Source organism: Gracilibacillus ureilyticus (assembly GCF_900111195.1).
Lineage (GTDB): Bacteria > Bacillota > Bacilli > Bacillales > Amphibacillaceae > Gracilibacillus > Gracilibacillus ureilyticus.
The window spans coordinates 1-19,677 of sequence record NZ_FOGL01000005.1; the positions used below are offsets into that span (position 1 = coordinate 1).

19 protein-coding genes are annotated in these 19,677 nt (G+C 38.2%); 15 read left to right on the forward strand and 4 right to left on the reverse strand.

Annotated elements, in window-relative coordinates:
• The first annotated feature begins 160 nt into the window (after nt 1-160).
• Complete coding sequence (locus tag BMW36_RS06635) at nt 161-1,078, forward strand: aldo/keto reductase (RefSeq protein WP_089740082.1); 918 nt, start codon at nt 161-163, stop codon at nt 1,076-1,078.
• A 103-nt stretch (nt 1,079-1,181) separates the two neighbouring features.
• Nucleotides 1,182-1,853 carry an NAD(P)H-dependent oxidoreductase gene (locus BMW36_RS06640; protein ID WP_089740083.1) on the forward strand — a complete coding sequence of 224 codons (672 nt, stop codon included), beginning with the start codon at nt 1,182-1,184 and terminating at the stop codon, nt 1,851-1,853.
• 38 nt (nt 1,854-1,891) lie between these two features.
• On the opposite strand, the gene BMW36_RS06645 is transcribed toward BMW36_RS06640, so the two are convergent.
• A complete protein-coding gene (locus BMW36_RS06645; RefSeq protein ID WP_089740084.1) occupies nt 1,892-3,082 on the reverse strand; it encodes a M14 family metallopeptidase in 1,191 nt (396 codons plus the stop codon).
• Nucleotides 3,083-3,185: 103 nt separating this feature from the next.
• On the opposite strand from BMW36_RS06645, the gene map reads away from it, so the two are divergent.
• Nucleotides 3,186-3,926 carry a type I methionyl aminopeptidase gene (map, locus tag BMW36_RS06650; protein ID WP_089740085.1) on the forward strand — a complete coding sequence of 247 codons (741 nt, stop codon included), beginning with the start codon at nt 3,186-3,188 and terminating at the stop codon, nt 3,924-3,926.
• 74 nt (nt 3,927-4,000) lie between these two features.
• Here map and BMW36_RS06655 read toward each other — a convergent pair whose 3' ends face one another.
• A complete protein-coding gene (locus BMW36_RS06655) occupies nt 4,001-4,606 on the reverse strand; it encodes a TetR/AcrR family transcriptional regulator (RefSeq protein WP_089740086.1) in 606 nt (201 codons plus the stop codon).
• Nucleotides 4,607-4,611: 5 nt separating this feature from the next.
• Entirely contained in the window at nt 4,612-5,346 is a 735-nt protein-coding gene (locus BMW36_RS06660; protein ID WP_089740087.1) for a GTP pyrophosphokinase, read from the reverse strand.
• Nucleotides 5,347-5,523: 177 nt separating this feature from the next.
• Between BMW36_RS06660 and gndA the strand changes: the two genes are divergently transcribed.
• A complete protein-coding gene (gndA, locus tag BMW36_RS06665) occupies nt 5,524-6,933 on the forward strand; it encodes an NADP-dependent phosphogluconate dehydrogenase (protein ID WP_089740088.1) in 1,410 nt (469 codons plus the stop codon).
• 58 nt (nt 6,934-6,991) lie between these two features.
• Here gndA and BMW36_RS06670 read toward each other — a convergent pair whose 3' ends face one another.
• A complete protein-coding gene (locus BMW36_RS06670; RefSeq protein WP_089740089.1) occupies nt 6,992-8,170 on the reverse strand; it encodes an ROK family transcriptional regulator in 1,179 nt (392 codons plus the stop codon).
• Between the two features lie 227 nt (nt 8,171-8,397).
• Here BMW36_RS06670 and BMW36_RS06675 point away from each other — a divergent pair, with 227 nt between their 5' ends.
• The 11 genes from BMW36_RS06675 (at nt 8,398) to BMW36_RS06725 (ending at nt 19,629) form a co-directional block, all read left to right on the forward strand.
• The gene (locus BMW36_RS06675; protein WP_089740090.1) at nt 8,398-9,321 is read left to right on the forward strand and encodes an AEC family transporter; all 924 of its coding nucleotides are present in this window, start codon (nt 8,398-8,400) and stop codon (nt 9,319-9,321) included.
• A 68-nt stretch (nt 9,322-9,389) separates the two neighbouring features.
• The gene (locus tag BMW36_RS06680; RefSeq protein WP_089740091.1) at nt 9,390-10,658 is read left to right on the forward strand and encodes a nickel pincer cofactor-dependent isomerase, group 22; all 1,269 of its coding nucleotides are present in this window, start codon (nt 9,390-9,392) and stop codon (nt 10,656-10,658) included.
• Nucleotides 10,659-10,678: 20 nt separating this feature from the next.
• Nucleotides 10,679-11,449, forward strand: coding sequence for a glucose 1-dehydrogenase (locus BMW36_RS06685; RefSeq protein ID WP_089740092.1), 771 nt, complete (start codon nt 10,679-10,681; stop codon nt 11,447-11,449).
• 31 nt (nt 11,450-11,480) lie between these two features.
• Nucleotides 11,481-12,284: an ATP-dependent sacrificial sulfur transferase LarE gene (gene larE / locus BMW36_RS06690; RefSeq protein ID WP_425431926.1), complete on the forward strand. Its 804-nt coding sequence runs from the start codon at nt 11,481-11,483 to the stop codon at nt 12,282-12,284.
• Nucleotides 12,285-12,448: 164 nt separating this feature from the next.
• The gene (locus BMW36_RS06695; protein WP_089740093.1) at nt 12,449-13,912 is read left to right on the forward strand and encodes a gluconokinase; all 1,464 of its coding nucleotides are present in this window, start codon (nt 12,449-12,451) and stop codon (nt 13,910-13,912) included.
• A 16-nt stretch (nt 13,913-13,928) separates the two neighbouring features.
• Nucleotides 13,929-14,675, forward strand: coding sequence for a nickel pincer cofactor biosynthesis protein LarB (gene larB, locus BMW36_RS06700; RefSeq protein WP_089740094.1), 747 nt, complete (start codon nt 13,929-13,931; stop codon nt 14,673-14,675).
• A 215-nt stretch (nt 14,676-14,890) separates the two neighbouring features.
• Complete coding sequence (locus tag BMW36_RS06705; RefSeq protein ID WP_089740095.1) at nt 14,891-16,486, forward strand: ABC transporter substrate-binding protein; 1,596 nt, start codon at nt 14,891-14,893, stop codon at nt 16,484-16,486.
• 15 nt (nt 16,487-16,501) lie between these two features.
• A complete protein-coding gene (locus BMW36_RS06710) occupies nt 16,502-17,494 on the forward strand; it encodes an ABC transporter permease (protein WP_089740096.1) in 993 nt (330 codons plus the stop codon).
• Nucleotides 17,491-18,300 (forward strand): ABC transporter permease, encoded by an 810-nt coding sequence (locus tag BMW36_RS06715; RefSeq protein WP_089740097.1) that lies wholly within the window; start codon nt 17,491-17,493, stop codon nt 18,298-18,300. The genes BMW36_RS06710 and BMW36_RS06715 overlap by 4 nt, the downstream gene beginning before the upstream one ends.
• A complete protein-coding gene (locus BMW36_RS06720) occupies nt 18,278-19,033 on the forward strand; it encodes an ATP-binding cassette domain-containing protein (protein ID WP_089740098.1) in 756 nt (251 codons plus the stop codon). The genes BMW36_RS06715 and BMW36_RS06720 overlap by 23 nt, the downstream gene beginning before the upstream one ends.
• Nucleotides 19,027-19,629, forward strand: coding sequence for an ABC transporter ATP-binding protein (locus BMW36_RS06725; RefSeq protein WP_089740099.1), 603 nt, complete (start codon nt 19,027-19,029; stop codon nt 19,627-19,629). Before BMW36_RS06720 ends, BMW36_RS06725 begins: the two co-directional genes overlap by 7 nt.
• Nucleotides 19,630-19,677: the final 48 nt, after the last annotated feature.

The following is a 19,677-nucleotide window of genomic DNA, read 5'->3' on the forward strand; positions in this document are numbered from 1 at the left end:
TGGTCTATTTCGTCAGCTGCCAAAAGGGACGATTACCCAAGAAGCCCCCACTTCAAGCAACCCGTAAGGGTGGTAAGTGGTGGGAGTAGTTCACTCGCTTACATTCATCATTTGTGATAAACTGATTCTATAAATTTTTCCGATATAGAGGTGGTACAGCATGAAAAAATTAGAGCTTGGTAAAAGCGGTTTACTTGCAAGTGAAATATCTCTTGGTTGTATGAGAATGGACCAATTAACAAAACAAGAAGCAAATCGGGTCATTGAAAACGCGCTGGAACTGGGTATCGATTTTTTTGATCACGCAGACATATATGGTGGCGGTAAGTCTGAGGAGATTTTTGCAGAAGCGATTAACATGAATTCCTCCATAAGAGAGAAGATGGTAATTCAAACAAAATGCGGTATCCGACAGGGCTTTTTTGACTTTTCCAAGGATCATATTTTAGCATCAGTAGAAGGAAGCTTAAAGCGGTTAAACACAGACTACATAGACGTATTATTACTCCATAGGCCAGATACACTGGTAGAGCCTGAAGAAGTTGCAGAGGCATTTAATGAACTGAAGAGGTCAGGTAAAGTACGTCACTTTGGTGTTAGTAACCATAATCCAATGCAAATTGAACTGTTAAAGAAATATGTTGATCAAGAGTTAATAGCTAATCAATTACAATTAAGCATGATGTTTACCCCTATGATAGATGCGGGGCTTAATGTTAATATGCTGCACGAACCGGCAATTGTCCGGGATGGAAGTATTATGGATTACAGTCGTCTTAATGATATGACTATTCAGGCATGGTCCCCGTTCCAGTACGGTTTCTTCGAAGGGGTATTTGTTGATAATGATAAATTTCCTGAATTGAATCAAAAATTAGCTGAATTTGCGGTAACAAAAGGGGCAACTAAATCTGCGGTAGCTATCGCCTGGATTCTTAGACATCCTGCTCGAATGCAGCCTGTTGTTGGAACGATGAACACAGAGCGGTTAAGAGATATTGCCAAAGCATCAGAAATCACGTTAACAAGAGAAGAATGGTACGAGTTGTACCGGACAGCAGGAAATAAACTACCTTAAAAAGAGCAGACTTCTGCTCTTTTTTTGAGCAAATAAGCATATAGATAGGGTGTGTCCATCATTAAGATGTATAATAAGAGCAGTATGATCTGGAGGTGAAAACATGGATAAGAAACAAAGAAAGAATCAAATTATAGAGGCATTCCATTTCAGGCATGCAACAAAAAAATTTGATCCGGAAAAGAAAATTCCATCCGATGACTTTCGCTTTATTTTAGAGGCAGGGTATCTATCTCCAAGCTCGTTTGGTATCGAACCATGGCGTTTCCTAGTTATTCAGAACGACCGTTTACGTGAAAAAATTAGAGACACGTCTTGGGGTGCTAAAGGGAAGATCAATGATGCAAGCCATTTTGTCATATTTTTAGCACGAACAGAGAAAGATCTAACGTATGATTCTGATTACTTAAAGGATCATTTCATTAATGTACACGAGTATCCTGGTGAACGGGTGGAAGGCTTGCTTTCCATGATCGAAAACTTTCAAAAAAATGACTTTGAACTTACGGACGAAAGAAGGATATACGATTGGGCGTGCAGACAAACATATATTGCCCTTGCTAATATGATGACGGCAGCTGCGCTAATTGGTATAGATTCCTGTCCGATTGAAGGCTTTTCAATAAATGAGATGAATGAATTATTGAGGGAAGAAGGGTTATTGGATGAAGGCTCTTTTTCTATTTCGGTAATGGCTGCATTCGGATACAGGCAAATAGATCCGCCAGACAAAAAGAGACGGCCATTAAATGATATAGTGAAATGGATAGAATAGGGTACAGGTAAATAGTTTTTTCTATTTACCTGACTGTTTCATACGTATAAACTTGCTAACATAATCCCTAAAGTCTCTTCGTAAATTTCATCAAATTGAGCAGTTGGCAATGGATTAATGCCTGTACCAAGTTCTACTGTATATCCAGGCTTTCTGAATTGTTGAATAAACCAATCCTTATAACCTGCGTAACTATCAACATACTGAATCGGTGTATACCCGCTGACACGTTGGTATTCATTCGCTATTGTTCCTGCTATGGGAGGTTCTAAACCTTCAAATCCCCAATATATAACTTCTCCCTGGGTGTGAAAGGCATTCATCAGATCAAAATTCTTTTCCTGGGCCAGCTGAGCCATCGCTATTGCTTCTGGTTCGGTTAAAGGCTGGTATCCAGGGAAGTCTCTCGGACTGGGAATAGCAGGTTTCCTTGCAGCTTCCTTTTCCCACAGTGCCGGATATTGATTATTTAAATCTACCCCATTAATATTTGCTTTCCACTCATTAAAGTTCTCTTCCTGCATATTTATTTGTAATACTTGCTCACTTAAGTTCCCTGCAGATGCTGCACCATTTATTACGAGATTTACCCCATCAGGATTCACCATTGGAACGAAAGATAACCTGATTGCCTCAAAATATGGCAATAAATTAAATCCTCGAATGGGCTGGTTGTTTGTTAATGCAAGGGCATACTCGTTAATAAAACGCATAATAACCGGTGTTGTAATCCATTCATTTGCATGAAATGATCCATTAATATGGCGAACACTTTCTCCATTTCCGATCTCTAATTCAATTAAGTCTCTACCCAGAACAGATCTGCCAATAGTCCTCTTGAGAATAAATGGATATACAGAAGTAAGATCATTAATATCACGGATCATTTTTTCATAAGTATATGGATTGATATCAGTGACGATAAGATTTGTAACACGTGCAGGAATAAGAATTTGCTGTCCGGGCTGTAAGTAGGAAGAAGAGGTGTCCTGATTCAATAGGAACAGACTATCTAATGGTATATTAAATTTCTGTGCAATATTCCATAGTGTATCTTTCGGTTTAATAATATAAGCCTGAGATACATAACCTGGAATGTTAATCTGTTGACCGGCAAATAACAGATTAGGAGAATTATCTGGAATTGAAGCATAAATTAATGATAGCGGTAAGTTAAATAACTGACTGTAATACCACAATGAGTCACCTTGCCTAACACGAATAATCATAATCGGTCTCCTTTTGATGTGATGGGAACAGTTTGATTTTTTTAGAAAAGTGAAGGATAATTAATTATTGTTAATAAATGTCTATGAAGAGGAAGGTTAACATATGATTGCGAGAACGGAAGAAGACTTTATTGGGTTAAAGGAAATTGGAAAGATAGTTGCGACAATAAGGGATGAACTTGTGAAAAGAACGGCTCCTGGGATTACTACAAAAGAGCTTGATCTTATAGCAAAAGAACGCTTTGAGCAGGCAGAAGCGATATCAGCTCCAAAAGGGGAATATGACTTTCCGGGATATACCTGCATTAGTGTGAATAAAGAGGTAGCTCACGGTATACCAGGTGACTATGTAATCAGGGAAGGGGATTTAATCAACATCGATGTTTCCGCATCAAAAAATGGTTACTTTGCCGACACTGGAATTTCTTTTGTGGTAGGTAAAGGAACAGATTTACAAAAGAAGCTGTGCCAGGTTGCAAAGAAAGCTTTTGATGAAGGACTTAAACATGTTAATCCAGGTTCTAAAATCAGTGATATAGGAAATGCTGTATATCAAACAGCAAAAGACAATGGGTTAACCGTTATTAAAAACCTTACTGGTCATGGTATAGGAAGAGCAATCCATGAAGCGCCTGATCATATATACAATTTTAAAAATAACTGGGATGATGAGGTATTGAAAGAAGGCATGGTTATCGCTTTTGAACCCTTTATTTCCTCACAAGAAGAAGAGGTATATCAGGAGGATGACGGTTGGACAATAGCAACGGAAGGAAGTCTGGTTGCTCAAATGGAACATACCATTATTCTTACTAAAGAGGGACCAGTGATTACTACAATCTAGAAGGATAGTTACTCTAAGACCATGCTCCATTCCGAAATTGCCGGAAGAGAGTATGGTCACGAGTTTCCATAATGTTAATCTCTCATCACACCGTTTTGCACTAATTCCAGCTGTTTGTTGTAATTATTTACTGCAGTATTTAATGGTAAGTCTTTAGAATATTTTTCTATCATAGCATGGACTGTAATGATAGATAACAGCTTTAATAGTGGTATTATTTCTTCATTTTCATTTAATCTTAATTCACGGAAATTAATGATACTGGTAATTTTCTTATAATGACCAGATTTCATTTCATCAGTGAATATATTAGTAAAAGAATTTTCCATGCGGTGATTCATATTTAATAAAGCATTTTCAAAAAATCTAAAGTTGTTTTTTTCAGAAATAATTACTTGAAAGAAATCTGGCATAGCATCAAACAAGTGCCCATTGTGTTTTTTTAGAATCCATAAAAAAGTGTCCAGGGCCATATGGATATGTTGATCAAATAAGTAATAAAAGGCATCTTCTTTATCCTTAAAATACTGATAAAAGCTTCCTCTTGGAATATTTGCATAATGAATGATGCTTGCAACAGAAGCATCTGCTAAAGACATTCTGGAAAACTCGTGTTGTAATGCTTCTATAAGAATCTGTTTCTTCTCTGAAGGTAAATTATAAAAGGTAGACTTAGGCACCCCTGTCACTCCTTTTTCTGATAAGAATCATTTAATAGGGGCATGAGGAGATCTGCCGGAAACTGGTACTCTTCTTCCATTGTCACTACTTCTCCATCTGCTTCTTTTAACTGACTAATATCCCGGTGAATTCTTTCCATCTTCTCATCTAATTCATTTGCTGAAATTGCAGCATCTTTCAGTTCTCTTTTTAAGTGATCGGGTATTTCTTTATTATATTTATAATAGATCTTATGTTCCAAACTAGCCCAGAAGTCCATCGCAATAGTACGGATCTGAATTTCTGTATAAATATTTTCCACGCGGTCTGACATAAAGATAGGGATTTGTATAATTAAATGTAAACTTTTATAGCCATTCGGTTTTGGCCTCTTTATATAATCCTTTTTCTCCATGACTGTGATGTCCTTTTGTTTTTCCAGCATTTTAGCAATTTGATAAATATCAGTAACAAATGAACAGGTGATTCTTATTCCTGCTATATCCCTGATATTTTCCTGAATGGAGGAGATATTTAAAGGCAGACCTTTCTTTCTTACTTTTTTAATAATACTTTCTGGTGATTTAATTCGCGATTTCACATGCTCAATTGGATTATATTCATGAACATACTCGAATTCTTTCTGGAGAATATTTATTTTTGTATTTATTTCTTCCAAGGCAAATTCATAAGCCATCATAAATCTCATTAACTCGGTTTTTATTTGTCGTATATTAATATTGGCTAGTTGATTTTTCATAGGAAAATCCCCTTCCTGAGTGTGACACAGTGTCACCTCTTATTATATATGACACCATGTCACTTTACAATGAAAAGATAAAATAATAGAGCTGCTTGCAATTATCATTAAATAGTTTTAAGATATAAATATTATTTGTTTACTAAACAAACTTATTAAATGAGGGGGTAGAAATACGTGGAGAAACAGCAAGTTGGTGTAGTGGGTTTAGCAGTAATGGGGAAAAATTTAGCCATGAATATCGAAAGTAGAGGTCACTCTGTAGCTGTATTTAACAGATCTTACGAAAAAACGGAAGCGTTTTTACAGGGGGAAGCAAAAGGGAAAAACTTCACAGGTGCAAGAACGATTGAAGAATTTGTCCAATCATTAGAGACACCTCGAAAAATATTATTAATGGTGAAAGCGGGACCAGCAACTGATGCGACAATTGAGTCACTAAAGCCATATCTAGAGAAAGGTGATATTCTGATTGATGGCGGAAACACCCTGTTTACTGACACAATTCGCCGCAACAAAGAATTAGATGATACAGGTATTCATTTTATTGGAACAGGAGTATCTGGCGGGGAAGAAGGAGCATTAAAAGGACCTTCCATTATGCCTGGCGGTCAGAGAGAAGCTTATGACTTAGTTGCACCGATCCTAGAAGCCATTTCAGCGAAGGTAGATGGAGATCCATGTGTTACATATATTGGCCCGAATGGTGCAGGGCATTTTGTGAAAATGGTCCATAACGGCATAGAATATGGAGATATGCAATTAATTGCTGAAGCATATTATATTTTGCAAAATGTAGCAGGGTTGACTACAGATGAGCTTCATGAAGTATTTACAGAGTGGAATAAGGGTGAACTGGATAGTTATTTAATTGAAATCACCGCTGATATTTTCACGAAAAAAGATGAAGATACAGGTAAGCCGCTGGTTGATGTTATTTTGGATACAGCTGGTCAAAAAGGTACAGGGAAATGGACAAGCAAGAATGCTCTTGATTTAGGAGTCCCTCTTCCGTTGATTACCGAATCAGTATTTGCTCGTTTTATTTCCGCACTGAAAGAAGAGCGGGTTGCAGCGAGTAAACAATTAAGCGGACCTTCTATTCACTTTAACGGGGATAAGAAAGCGCTCATTGAATCGGTTCGAAAAGCTTTATATATGAGCAAAATTACTTCATATGCTCAGGGATTTGCTCAAATGAGACAGGCTTCTGATGAAAATGAGTGGAACCTGAACTACGGTGAAATTGCAATGATCTGGCGTGGAGGATGCATTATCCGTGCTCATTTCTTACAAAAAATAAAAGATGCCTATGACCGGAACCCGGAACTTGCCAATTTAATGCTTGATCCATATTTTAAAGAAATAGTGGAAGGATATCAGTCTGCCTTGCGTGAAGTTGTGTCAGTGGCAATTGCAAATGGTATCGCTGTACCGACATTTGCTAGTGCGATTGCTTATTATGACAGTTATCGAACAGAGAATTTGCCAGCAAATTTAATACAGGCACAGCGTGACTATTTCGGAGCGCACACTTATCAGAGAAAAGATAAAGAAGGCGTCTTCCATACAGAGTGGATGAAATAACTGTTACCCCAAAGATAAACAAAAACTCACGATTTCTGTATCGTGAGTTTTTATCTAGTTATGCACTAACACTATTATTCGTAGCGTTTAATGACAAGTCAGGTAATTCCAGGAAATTCTGTATCCCCATGGCGCATGCCCCGACTACTGCAGACTTAGCACCAAGTCCTGAAATCACAATATCCCTGTAATGAGATACTGATGACGTTAAATGCTTGTTAATTTCATTGAGAGAATTTTTGTAAGATCCAAGTATTGGGCTATTTAGTACAATCATTTCCGGGTTATACAGGTTTATTATATTATTAATTCCAATTGAAATATCTGCAATCCACTTATTTAATGCTGTTATGATCTCATCATTATTTACTTCAATTAGTTTCGTTACATCTTGCTCTGTATAAATACGATGATCTAATAATCGATTCGCATAATCAAAGAAAGCCGGCTCAGATGCGTATCTTTCCCAGCACCCTTCATTGCCACACCGGCAGGGTCTTCCTTTGGGGTAAATAATCATATGTCCCATTTCTCCAGCATGGCCATGAAAACCGCGATGTAATTCCCCATTAATAATAATTCCTGATCCAATACCTGAAGAAAGGTTAAGGAGTATTAAGTTATCACTTGTATGATAATGAAAAACTCTTTCTGCATATGCAGCTAAATTCGCATTATTTTCGACATGCAAATAATTAATCCCTTTTTGAATTAAGTCATCTTTCAAATCTTTGTCGCGCCATTGGTATGTTGGGATAAAATGAATTACTTCATCCGTTGACACTGTACCATGAACAGCGATATAAGTTTGGGCTAGTCCAAATTTCGCCCAGCTGTATTCCTGTTCGTAATGCTTAATTCTGTTTGCTACTAAATCTGCAATTTCTTCATAAATATCAGTATTTAATTCGATTTTTTCATATTTAACAGTATCTCCTTTAAGATTGGTAATGTTAAATAAGATATAATCATAGTCTAAATCTATACCAAGGAAAAATGCAGCGCTTTCATTGATGGATAACAGGATGGGTCTTCTGCCGACAACGTTATGTTCCTCCCTTGTTTCACATATTAGTTCATCATTAATAAGATCATTTACCTGGACAGAGACAGTTGCTTTATTAAGTCCTGTTACTTTAGCCAAGTTTGCCCGTGAGATTTTGACCTCCTCATAGATCACCTTTAATATGTATTGGCGATTAATTTTCTTTATATACGCTCCATCTCCCGTTAACATAACTAACTAACCTCCGAGTGAAATTATTTTGTTTATAAAACAAATAAAAAAGAGAAAATAATAGACATTTAGAATCAGTATATCAAATTAGTAATTATATTACCACAGCCTATCGCCTTCCGGTCTTGCAATAATAATTTAGAATACTGTTTCTTTTTGGTTAAGAGTGTGCTAATATATAAATAACAACGTTGTTATTTTTGGTTCCTATGGGAAGGGAGGCTGTCATGTCAGAGTTTTTAATCATCTTTAAGGATATTATACTCCCGGTTTTTATATTGATGGCAATAGGTTATTACCTATACTTAAAATTCAAATTAGATCTATCCACATTAGCAAAGCTGAATATTTACTTTCTAGTACCTGGTTTTATTTTTGTAAAACTGTATGAAGCAACTTTCGGGCTTGAGTTATTTTTACAAGTATTCGGGTTCTTCCTTCTGCTTGTCGCACTTCTGTATATTATTGCGATACTGATCGCGAAAGTGATGCATATTACAGGTAGTAAACGGAATACTTTCGCTAACAGTGTCATGTTTTTTAATTCTGGTAACTACGGCGTTCCAGTTAATGACCTTGTATTTAAAAGTGATCCTTTTGCAATGTCGATTCAGGTGATAATGTTAACATTACAAAATATCTTTTTATTCTCATATGGTATTTTTACATTAAGAGCAGCAAGTGAAGGGAAGCTTCGAGCAGCTTTAGGGTATTTTAAAATGCCTGTTCTTTATGCGATGTTATCTGGTGTTCTATTAAATGCATGGAATGTACAAGTACCAGAGCCGGTATATGTATCAGCTAACTATATAGCAGACGCAATGGTAGCGCTCGCTTTATTGACACTTGGTGCCCAGGTGGCGAAACTGGAATTTAAAAAAGGGCTAATCTCCATATACGTTAGTATTCTAGTAAGACTGATAGGTGGCCCAGCCATAGCATTGTTAATAATCTGGTTATTTAACCTTGAAGGCACTTTAGCTCAGGCACTATTTATTGCTTCCGCCATGCCGACATCTGTTAACAGTGCAGTTATAGCGGAAGAATATAAAAGCCATCCCGACTTTGCTGCACAAACTGTATTGTTTTCAACCATATTTAGTATGTTAACAGTAACTGGTGTTATTTATCTGTCACGTATTTTTTTCTGACATAATTAATTTGAGCGCCAAACAATTAAATGATATACTACTTTATATATTTATGAGGAGTGAAACTGATGAGTATTTTACATGATTTAGTCCAGGATATACCGATACCTAAAATGGTAAAAATCAAACAGAGTTTTGATGATAAGCAAATTGACGATCTTGGATCAGAGTTAAACAATCAGTTGGAACAAAAAGGCTTGGAAAGTCAGATTAAACCAGGAATGGAAGTCGCTGTTGCTGTAGGCTCACGTGGGCTGGACCGTCTGGTGGAATTAACGAAAGTAACGATTGATTACCTAAAGAAACACGGGGCAAAGCCATTTATTGTTCCTTGTATGGGAAGTCATGGCGGGGCAACTGGACCTGGTCAAAAAGCAGTACTGGAGCATTTAGGTGTAAAAGAAGATGTCGTGGGGGCAGAGATACGTTCATCCATGGAAGTTATTAAGATAGACCAACTTGAAAACGGTTTACCAATATACGTAGATAAAATAGCTTCAGAAGCGGATGGGATAGTTGTTATTAACCGCATTAAGCCACATACTGCCTTCCGCGGTCCTGTTGAGAGTGGGATTATGAAGATGATCAGTATCGGACTTGGTAAGCAAAAAGGGGCCGAAGCATGTCACCAGTTAGGCTTTAAACATATGGCAGAGCATGTACCTGCAATGGCGAAAATTATAATCGAAAAGATGCCAATTATGTTTGCGGTTGCAACAGTGGAGAATGCATTTGATAAAGTTGCAAAACTTGAAGTGCTTCTGCCGGAAGAAATTGAACAAAAAGAACCAGATTTACAAAAGTTGGCGAAAGCTTCTCTGCCTAAATTATTCTTTGATCAGATAGATGTGCTGGTAATTGATGAGATCGGTAAAAATATAAGCGGTGACGGTATGGATCCGAATATTACCGGACGCTACCCGACGCCATATGCATATGGCGGGCCAGAGGTTACCAAAATGGTTGTTTTGGATTTGACGGAACAAACAGAAGGTAATGCTAACGGGGTAGGTACAGCAGATTTTACGACACAAAAACTTGTAGATAAGATGGATACGGCAACTACGTATGCAAATGGCCTTACATCAACAGTGGTAGGACCTACTCATATATCAACAGCAATGCCATCAGATAAGACAGCTATTCAGGCGGCAATTAAAACATGCAATATTCTCGATTTTACAAAGGCACGAGTCGTAAGAATAAAGAACACTTTAGAAATTGGGGAAATTGAAGTGTCTGAGAATATGTTACAGGAAATTGAAGAGAATGATAACTTAACAAAACTTACAGACTTGTATGAACTAAAGTTTGATGAAGAAGGAAATTTAGTCTAATTACGAGGGGGAGAATATAAATGAGCAAATTATTTGATTTAACGGGGAAAGTGGCTGTAGCACTCGGGGGAAACAGTACTTTAGGTAGTTCAATTGCAAAAGGTTTAGCAGATCACGGGGCAAAAGTTGCTATTGTTGGACGTAATCTGGATACAGCTGAGAATGTTGCAGAGGAAATTAACAAAAATGGAGGAGAAGCGAAAGCCTTCAAGGCAGATGTAAGTGAATTATCTACAGTGGAGAAAGTTGCTGGTGAAATTGAAGAGTGGTCTGGCGGATGGGATATTTTACTTAATGCACCTGGTATGAACAGTACAACCCCATTTTTAGATTTAGCAACAGAAGAATGGGACAAAATAATGGATGTTAACTTAAGAGGGGTCGTATTTGCTACTCAGATTTTTGCAAAGAAAATGGTGGAACAGAACCGCGGTGGCAGTATCATTAATATTTCATCTGTTTCTTCCACAACGCCATTATCAAAAGTATTCACATATTCCGCTTCAAAAGCTGCAATGAATAGTGTGACACAATACTTGGCACGCGAATTTGCACCAAATAATATTCGGGTAAATGCCATTATCCCTGGATTCTTCCCGGCTGAACAGAATCGAAAAATACTAAGTGAAGAGCGAGTTGCTTCCATAATGAATCATACACCGATGAACCGTTTTGGAGAGCCAGAAGAATTACAAGGAGCCGCAGTATATTTAGCTTCTGATAAAGCGAGCGGTTTTGTTACAGGAACATTTATCAGAGTAGATGGCGGTTTTGGAGCAATGACGATATAATATATAAATGAAACCGTTAGGAGGAGATAGAATGGATATTATGAGAAAATACGAAACATTGACTTCTATTCTCCATGATATGAAGAAAGTTGTCGTTGCCTTTTCAGGTGGTGTTGATAGTACTTTCTTATTAAAAGCAGCAATAGATACATTGGGTAAAGAAAATGTTCTTGCAGTGACAGCTGATTCGGAAACATACCCGACGAGTGAATTAGAAGAGGCTGTGAAACTTGCAGAACATATTGGTGCAAACCATCAGGTGATTGAAACAAGTGAATTAGCAATACCTGGATATACGGAAAATAATCAAAATCGTTGCTATTTCTGTAAAACCAGTTTATTTGATCATTTAGTGCCTATTATGCAGGAAAAAGGGTTCCGTAACATTGTTTACGGCGTGATCGCAGATGATATGAACGAATTTCGCCCGGGTATGAAAGCAGCAAAAGAACAAGGTGTCCGAGGACCACTACAGGAAGCGGATTTATATAAAAATGAAATTAGAGAATTATCTAAAGAATTAGGACTGCCTACTTGGGATAAACCTTCATTCGCCTGTTTATCATCTAGAATTGCTTACGGAGAAAAAATAACCCAGGCGAAATTAACGAAGGTGGATCGCTCAGAAGCATTTCTTAAAACGATAGGGTTACGACAAGTGCGTGTAAGAACCCATGGAGAGATTGCAAGAATTGAAGTAGAACCACAAGATATGCAAAAATTACTTGCAAATCATCAAAGAGTAACAGAGAAACTGCAAAGTTACGGGTATAAATTTGTTACGATGGATTTAGTAGGTTATAAAAGCGGCAGCATGAATCGTGCATTATCATAAGCTTAAGCATTGAAAAGCTTTGGATCATTCCAAAGCTTTTCGTGTTAATAAGAGTATATAAGTGTGATTAAAAAACATGATTAGCTAAAAGGGCTAGCGGCAAGTCTGGCTTTTCTATTATAATGATAGAAGATTTGTCGTTTATCTATTTGGAGGGAAACAGAATGAAGGAGTTAGTTATAGGTCTTGACTTAGGTACAACAAGTGTAAAGGCAGTGGCATTTGATTTAAAAGGTAATGTGATACAAGAATCAGAAAAATTAATCGAAACCATTTATCCGCAGGAAAGCGTTGTGGAACAGGAACCTGCGATTATTGAGAGGTATACACGGGAAGTACTAAAAGATATTTTTATGAAGACTAAAAATGAGAAAGTGCTAACGATTGGTATATCCTGTGCAATGCATTCACTTATATGTGTAGGGGAAGATGGAGAACCGTTATCTAATATGCTGATCTGGTCAGATGGGCGAAGCAGTGAATTAGTAAAAAAAATGGATGCAGACTTAAAAAGAAACATTTATACTAGAACAGGTACTCCTATCCATCCAATGTCACCATTTATGAAGCTAATCTGGATGAAAGAGAATAATTATGAACCGTACCGGAAAGCAGCATATTTTATGTCAATGAAAGAGTATCTTATTTACAAATGGTACGGAAAAAGGCTAGTAGACTATTCAATGGCTTCCGCCACTGGATTAATGAATATAAAATCATTATCATGGGACAAAGAAGTATTACAGCAAGCCGGTGTTAAGGAGTTACAGCTCTCGACAATTGTGCCGCCAACAGAAGTCCTGGATGGTCTAAATACGGAAATAGAATCTGTGTTGAATTGGCCAAAAGAGGCGAAATTAGTAATTGGAGCTGCCGATGGCCAACTCGCGAATTTAGGTAATGGAGCTATTAAACCAGGAGAAGTTGCTGTGTCAGTTGGAACAAGTGGTGCGATTAGACAATTGATAGAAGGTCAGCATGTTAATGATAATGGGGAAACTTTCAGTTATGCCTTTACAGCCGGGACATCCATTATAGGCGGACCGACTAACAATGGAGGAATTGCTCTCCAATGGTTAAAAGATATGATGGAATTTAAAGGAACTCATGAGGAATTTCTTAGTGGAGCAGAAAATATTGCGATTGGTGCAGAAGGATTGCTATTCATCCCGTACGTAAACGGAGAACGTGCTCCAGTTTGGAATCAAAAAGCTCGCGGGAATTTTTATGGACTAAATGTCACACACCGCAGACCACATCTTGTTAGAGCCGTTCTAGAAGGGATCGTCTATAATTTATATCAAATTGGACAATCATTAGAAGCCATAGCAGGAAAACCAACAAGTATTTCTGTGAATGGCGGGCTTTCCAAATCTCCATTATGGGTGCAGATTATGGCAGATGTTTTTGGGAAAGAAATTCAATTAGCTGATACCCATCATGGCGCTGCATGGGGAGCAGGCTGGACAGCCCTGGTTGCGATTGATAAAGTTGCATCCTTTGAACAGATTAAAGAGAACATTCCAATAGACCAGGTAGTTCAGCCAAATATGTCCAATCATGAAAAATATAAAGAAATTTTTATGCGTTATCAGCAATTAGCAAAAGATATTGAAAAATTCTTTTAAAGTAGGTTGTGAAAGTATGTTAGAAGAAATTCTTAAGCAAATAGAGACGGGACAGTTAAGTGCAGAAGCAGCAGCAAAGCAATTAGCTACTTTTGAAAATTTAGGCTTTGCGAAAGTGGATCATCATCGCAAAAAGCGGCAAGGCTCTCCAGAAGTTATCTTTGGAGAAGGAAAAACATCGACACAAATTATCGATATTTCCCGGGCAATGATGGCGAAAAAGGAAAATATCCTTGTGACAAGAGTGAATAAAGAAAAAGCAGAAGCAATCCAGAGAACATTGCCGGACTTTCAGTATCATGAAATTGCTAATCTTCTATTCATGATGAATTCGGGTGAACCTGTATACAGCAACGGGTATATTGCCATTGTCTGTGCAGGTACATCGGATTTAGCAGTAGCGGAAGAAGCTGCATTAACAGCAGAAGCTTACGGGTTAGAAGTTAGAAGGTTTTATGATGTAGGTGTAGCAGGCATTCATCGTTTATTCGCACATATTGATGAAATCCGGCAAGCGACAGTTTCGGTTGTAATTGCCGGAATGGAAGGTGCCTTACCAAGTGTTGTAGGCGGACTGGTATCACACCCAATTATTGCAGTACCAACAAGTATAGGTTACGGGGCCAATTTTCAAGGTTTATCGGCGTTATTAACGATGCTAAATTCCTGTGCATCAGGGATTAGCGTTGTGAACATTGACAATGGCTTTGGCGGAGCTTATAACGCTGTATTGATACACAGACTTGCCAATAAACAAAAATAATCACCAGACAATAAGTATCTACTATGTATATACTTATTGTCTCTCGAAATGTAAGCTTACTTAAAGTGATGAAAAGATAAACAAATAGTATTCTCCAAAGTGAATATCACAATAATTTGTCCGTGAAACCCTGTTCAGTAAACGGGGTTTTTCTCCGTATGTGAATCGACTGGCCACTAATAGGAAAATTTTTTAGAATGAGGGAGAACAATGAAATGAAAATAAAAGCAGGCATTTTGTTACTTTTAAGTCTTCTGTTATTGATAACAGCTTGTGGTGACAAAGAGATCGCAGAATCGGAAGACCGGCCTGATAATAATATTGAAAACCAGCTGACATTAGCAATTGGTGGTGAACCGGAATCCGGATTTGATCCGACTACAGGATGGGGGAGGTACGGATCGCCGCTATTTCAAAGCACTCTCCTATCGAGAGACCAGGATTTAAATATAACAAAAGATCTTGCAACAAATTATGAAGTCTCAGCTGACGGGCTTATATGGACAGTAGAAATAAAAAGTGACGTTAAATTTTCGGATGGGGAGCCTTTAACAGCAGATGATATCATTTTCACTTTTGAAACGGCAAAGCAGTCACAATCTGTTGTTGATTTAACAAATTTGACTGAAATCGAAAAAATCAGTGATAAGAAGATAGCTTTTCACCTGGCAAGACCTCAGTCCACTTTTATCACAACACTTCAGACGCTTGGTATCGTTCCGCAGCATGCATACGACCAGGATTACAGCGAAAAACCAATTGGCTCTGGTCCTTATCAACTGGTCGAATGGCGAAAAGGAGAGCAATTAATTGTGAAAAAAAATCCCTACTATTATGGAGGGGATTTAGAATTTGACCGTTTAACATTCCTTTTTGCGGAAGAAGATCAGGCATTAGCTGCTGCAAAAGCAGGAAAGGTCGATGTTTTGTCATTACCAATTACATTTGCGACAGGGGAAATCCCTGGTATGGAACGTGTTTCGCTTGAGAGTGTGGATAACCGTGGGGTAATGTTACCTGTAACGGAACCTTTTACTAATGAAGATGGGGAAGAAGTTGGCAATGAAGTGACAGCAGATCCCGCTATCCGGCGTGCAATGAATATGGCTGTAGATCGGGAAGCTATGGTTGAGGGTATTCTTAATGGCGAAGGAACGACAGCATATTCCAGTGTAGATGGCTTGCCGTGGGGAAATGATCAGGCGGTAGTGGACCATAATCCGGCAGAAGCGGAGCAGATCTTGAAAGAAGCTGGTTGGGAGAAAGGAACGGATGGTTTTTATCAAAGAAATGGATTAAAAGCAGCATTCACTCTTTATTACCCATCAGGAGATCAGTTACGTCAATCTTTGTCCCTTGTATTCGCTGACCAAATGAGAAACTTTGGGATAATGGTTGAAACTGAAGCTAAGAGTTGGGTAGAGCTGGAGAAATTAATGCACGCCAACCCTGTGATGATGGGATGGGGCAGTCATGATCCAGTAGAACTTTACTCCTTGTACAGTTCAAGCATGCAGGGTGTTGAGTATTTCAACAGCAATTATTATAAAAATGAAAAAATAGACGAGTATCTGGACAAAGCAATCCACGCATTATCCGAGAAAGAAGCAAACGAAAACTGGAGAAAAATACAATGGGATGGCCAAACGGGGGTTAGTGCAAAAGGAGATGCCCCCTGGGTATGGCTTGTTAACTTGAACCATATATATTATGTAAATGAAGATATAAACATTGGCGAACAGAAAGTGCAGCCCCATGGTCATGGCTGGCCGATAACGGATTTTATTACAGAATGGTCAATTGCTGAGTAAAAAGGGAGAAAAATTATGCAACTAGTCACTTTTATTGGAAAAAAAATATTATATTTACTACTACTGCTAGTTGCAGTTAGTTTCATTACTTTTACTTTGGTAAGCATATCACCAATTGACCCAGTCCGTGCATATATCGGTGCAGATATGTTAATTATCAGTTCTGAGCAAAGGGCTGCTATAGAGGACTACTGGGGTTTAAATGAACCAATGTTTGTACAGTATTTTCACTGGCTTGCCAGTATTATTTCAGGAGACTTAGGTGTTTCATTAATCTATCGGATACCAGTAAAGGATATAATAGCTGATCGCTTTATATCTTCCTTTTTACTAATGGGGATAGCATGGGTTCTTGCTGGCATAATCGGAATCTTGCTAGGAGTCTTTGCTGCAATGAAGAAAGAGACATGGATAGACAGAGTTATTAGAGGGTACTGTTATATTTTGTTATCTACCCCTGGTTTCTGGTTAGGTTTAATATTATTAATGATTTTTGCAGTATGGCTTGGTATATTGCCTGTAGGTCTTAGTGCGCCTATCGGCGATTTATCCTACGAGGTCTCATTCTTTGACCGTCTATATCATGCCATATTACCTGCATTAACGCTAAGTATTATTGGTATAGCTAATGTATGCCTGCACACAAGAGAAAAACTGCTTGATGTCTTAGAGCAGCCATTTATAAAGCAAGCAAGAGCAAATGGATTAAAGGGATTGAAGCTTTTTTCGAGGCATGGGGTAAGAAACATGATACTGCCAGCCATATCCGTGCATTTTGCATCATTTGGCGAATTATTTGGTGGTGCTATCCTGGCCGAGCAGGTGTTCAGTTACCCGGGTCTAGGCCAGGCTATTGTAAATGCTGGATTGAATGGGGATATACCCTTACTCTTAGGGGTTGTCATTATTAGTGCATGCTTTGTCTTTTTAGGGAATTTTTTAGCAGACATGCTATATACAGTGGTAGATCCGAGACTCAGACAAAGGAAAGGGGAATCACGTTTATGAAAAAATGGACGTATCTCCCTGTTATCCTGTTAGTCCTTCTTTATGTTATCTCAATGCTGATAGATCCGGATAAAATAAGTATCCAATTAGAGGAAAGAAATTTACCGCCCGGTTTTAGCCATTTATTTGGCACGGATTGGTTGGGACGGGATATGTTTCTTCGAACAATGAAGGGAATAGAGTTAAGTATTACAGTAGGCTTACTGACAGCTGTATTATCTACTATTGTCAGCTTTTTAGCGGCAATGCTTGCATCAATGCACAAATGGCTGGATCGGCTAATAAGCTGGCTTACCGATTTGTTTCTTAGTCTTCCTCATCTGGTCACACTCATACTGATATCATTCACATTAGGCGGAGGATTTAAAGGAGTAGTGATCGGGTTAGTGTTAACCCATTGGCCAAGCTTAACAAGAGTATTACGTGCAGAAATCCTTCAATTAAAAGAAACTAAATATGTAAAAATATCAGAAAAACTGGGTAAAGGATTCTGGTGGCAAGCACGTCATCATTATTTGCCGCATTTACTTCCACAAATGCTGGTTGGTTTTACTCTAATTTTTCCACATGCGATTTTACATGAAGCATCTATCACTTTTTTAGGATTTGGACTTTCGCCAGAACAACCGGCAATCGGGATTATTCTGTCAGAAGCAATGCAGTATCTGTCAACAGGCTTTTGGTGGCTTGCTTTCTTCCCTGGTTTAATTCTTTTAATTATCATTTTATTATTTCAAATTTGTGCAAAAGCATGGAAAAGTTATTTAGAAAAGGATTTTTCGCATGAAAACATTGTTAGAGATTAACGGTTTACGAATTTTTCATAAAAACAGCCAAAAGGTAATATTGCGCAACATCACTTTAAATGTTAATAAAGGGGAAATTATTGCTCTTGTCGGTGCTAGCGGATCAGGGAAAAGCTTACTTGCAGAGGCCCTGTTTCATGTGTTGCCTGAGAATATAGGATACAGCGGCAGGATGAAAGTAGAAAATAAAGAGATCTCTCCAAAATTGAATGGTAAAGAAATAGTGTTAATTCCTCAATCAGTAGAGGCACTGGATCCTCTAATGAAGATAGGTAAGCAATTACAAATATTCTCGCAAGAGACAAATAGAATAAATAAAGTCCTTGAACAGTTGCAACTACCGTCCAGCATTTTCAACCGGTATCCGTTCCAGTTATCTGGTGGACAAGCCAGGCGTGTACTGGTGGCATCAGCACTGATAAGCAGTGCAAGCCTTATTGTTGCAGATGAACCGACTCCAGGGTTAGATGAACAAGCAAGGTCTGAAATGTTACACTTGCTGAAATCAGTACGATCAGCAGAAAGAGGAATGTTAATGATTACGCATGATTTCCACGCGGCGATGGAAGCAGCAGATAAAATCGCAGTCCTGCACGATGGAGAAATAATTGAATTAGCTGTAAAGACTGCTTTTGATAAAGAAGGGTCCCGACTGAGACACCCGTATACAAAAGCGCTTTGGGATGCACTACCGGAAAATAAATTTTCGTTGCCAGGTGATCCAGTATGTTAACAGCTAAAAATATAAGTTACTATGTTGACAAGTCCACACCCTTATTCAGGAATCTGGAGTTTTCTATTAATAAAGGTGAAATCATTGGATTAATGGGCAGAAGCGGAGCAGGAAAAACTACTTTTGCAAAAATACTAGCCGGGTATGATGTTCCTGACGAAGGGGAAGTTTCTATCAAACAAAAGAAAGGTGAGCCCCATCCGGTTCAGCTAATATGGCAGCACCCTGAGCAGGCGGTAAATCCGAAATGGCGTATTGAGAAGGTGTTACGTGAAGCAGGAGAGCCTGACAGTGAAATTGTGGAGTTATTTGGTATAGAAAAAGAATGGCTAAAGCGATTTCCTCTCCAACTGTCAGGGGGTGAGTTACAAAGAGTATGCATTGCACGTTGTTTACTGACAAATCCAAACTATATTATAGCAGATGAAATGACCACAATGCTTGATCCAATCTCTCAGGCAGCCATATGGAAAGCATTCATAAAAATAGCAAAACAACGGAAAATTGGCCTTTTAGTTATCAGTCACGATCGCCACCTGCTTGAAAGGTTATGTGGAAAAATCCTTACTTTTGATCAAATATCTCAATTGAAGTGAAACATTTTCATCCGCAAATACGTACAAAGAGGAGAATGTCAAAAGGGA

Coding starts and splice junctions, on each gene's coding strand:
- BMW36_RS06725 (WP_089740099.1), top strand. CDS start 19,027: ATGTTAACAGCTAAAAATATAAGTTACTATGTTGACAAGTCCACACCC.
- BMW36_RS06635 (WP_089740082.1), top strand. CDS start 161: ATGAAAAAATTAGAGCTTGGTAAAAGCGGTTTACTTGCAAGTGAAATA.
- BMW36_RS06720 (WP_089740098.1), top strand. CDS start 18,278: ATGAAAACATTGTTAGAGATTAACGGTTTACGAATTTTTCATAAAAAC.
- map (WP_089740085.1), top strand. CDS start 3,186: ATGATTGCGAGAACGGAAGAAGACTTTATTGGGTTAAAGGAAATTGGA.
- BMW36_RS06680 (WP_089740091.1), top strand. CDS start 9,390: ATGAGTATTTTACATGATTTAGTCCAGGATATACCGATACCTAAAATG.
- BMW36_RS06645 (WP_089740084.1), bottom strand. CDS start 3,082: ATGATTATTCGTGTTAGGCAAGGTGACTCATTGTGGTATTACAGTCAG.
- BMW36_RS06715 (WP_089740097.1), top strand. CDS start 17,491: ATGAAAAAATGGACGTATCTCCCTGTTATCCTGTTAGTCCTTCTTTAT.
- BMW36_RS06710 (WP_089740096.1), top strand. CDS start 16,502: ATGCAACTAGTCACTTTTATTGGAAAAAAAATATTATATTTACTACTA.
- BMW36_RS06685 (WP_089740092.1), top strand. CDS start 10,679: ATGAGCAAATTATTTGATTTAACGGGGAAAGTGGCTGTAGCACTCGGG.
- BMW36_RS06670 (WP_089740089.1), bottom strand. CDS start 8,170: ATGTTAACGGGAGATGGAGCGTATATAAAGAAAATTAATCGCCAATAC.
- BMW36_RS06660 (WP_089740087.1), bottom strand. CDS start 5,346: ATGAAAAATCAACTAGCCAATATTAATATACGACAAATAAAAACCGAG.
- BMW36_RS06640 (WP_089740083.1), top strand. CDS start 1,182: ATGGATAAGAAACAAAGAAAGAATCAAATTATAGAGGCATTCCATTTC.
- BMW36_RS06705 (WP_089740095.1), top strand. CDS start 14,891: ATGAAAATAAAAGCAGGCATTTTGTTACTTTTAAGTCTTCTGTTATTG.
- BMW36_RS06695 (WP_089740093.1), top strand. CDS start 12,449: ATGAAGGAGTTAGTTATAGGTCTTGACTTAGGTACAACAAGTGTAAAG.
- larE (WP_425431926.1), top strand. CDS start 11,481: ATGGATATTATGAGAAAATACGAAACATTGACTTCTATTCTCCATGAT.
- larB (WP_089740094.1), top strand. CDS start 13,929: ATGTTAGAAGAAATTCTTAAGCAAATAGAGACGGGACAGTTAAGTGCA.
- BMW36_RS06675 (WP_089740090.1), top strand. CDS start 8,398: ATGTCAGAGTTTTTAATCATCTTTAAGGATATTATACTCCCGGTTTTT.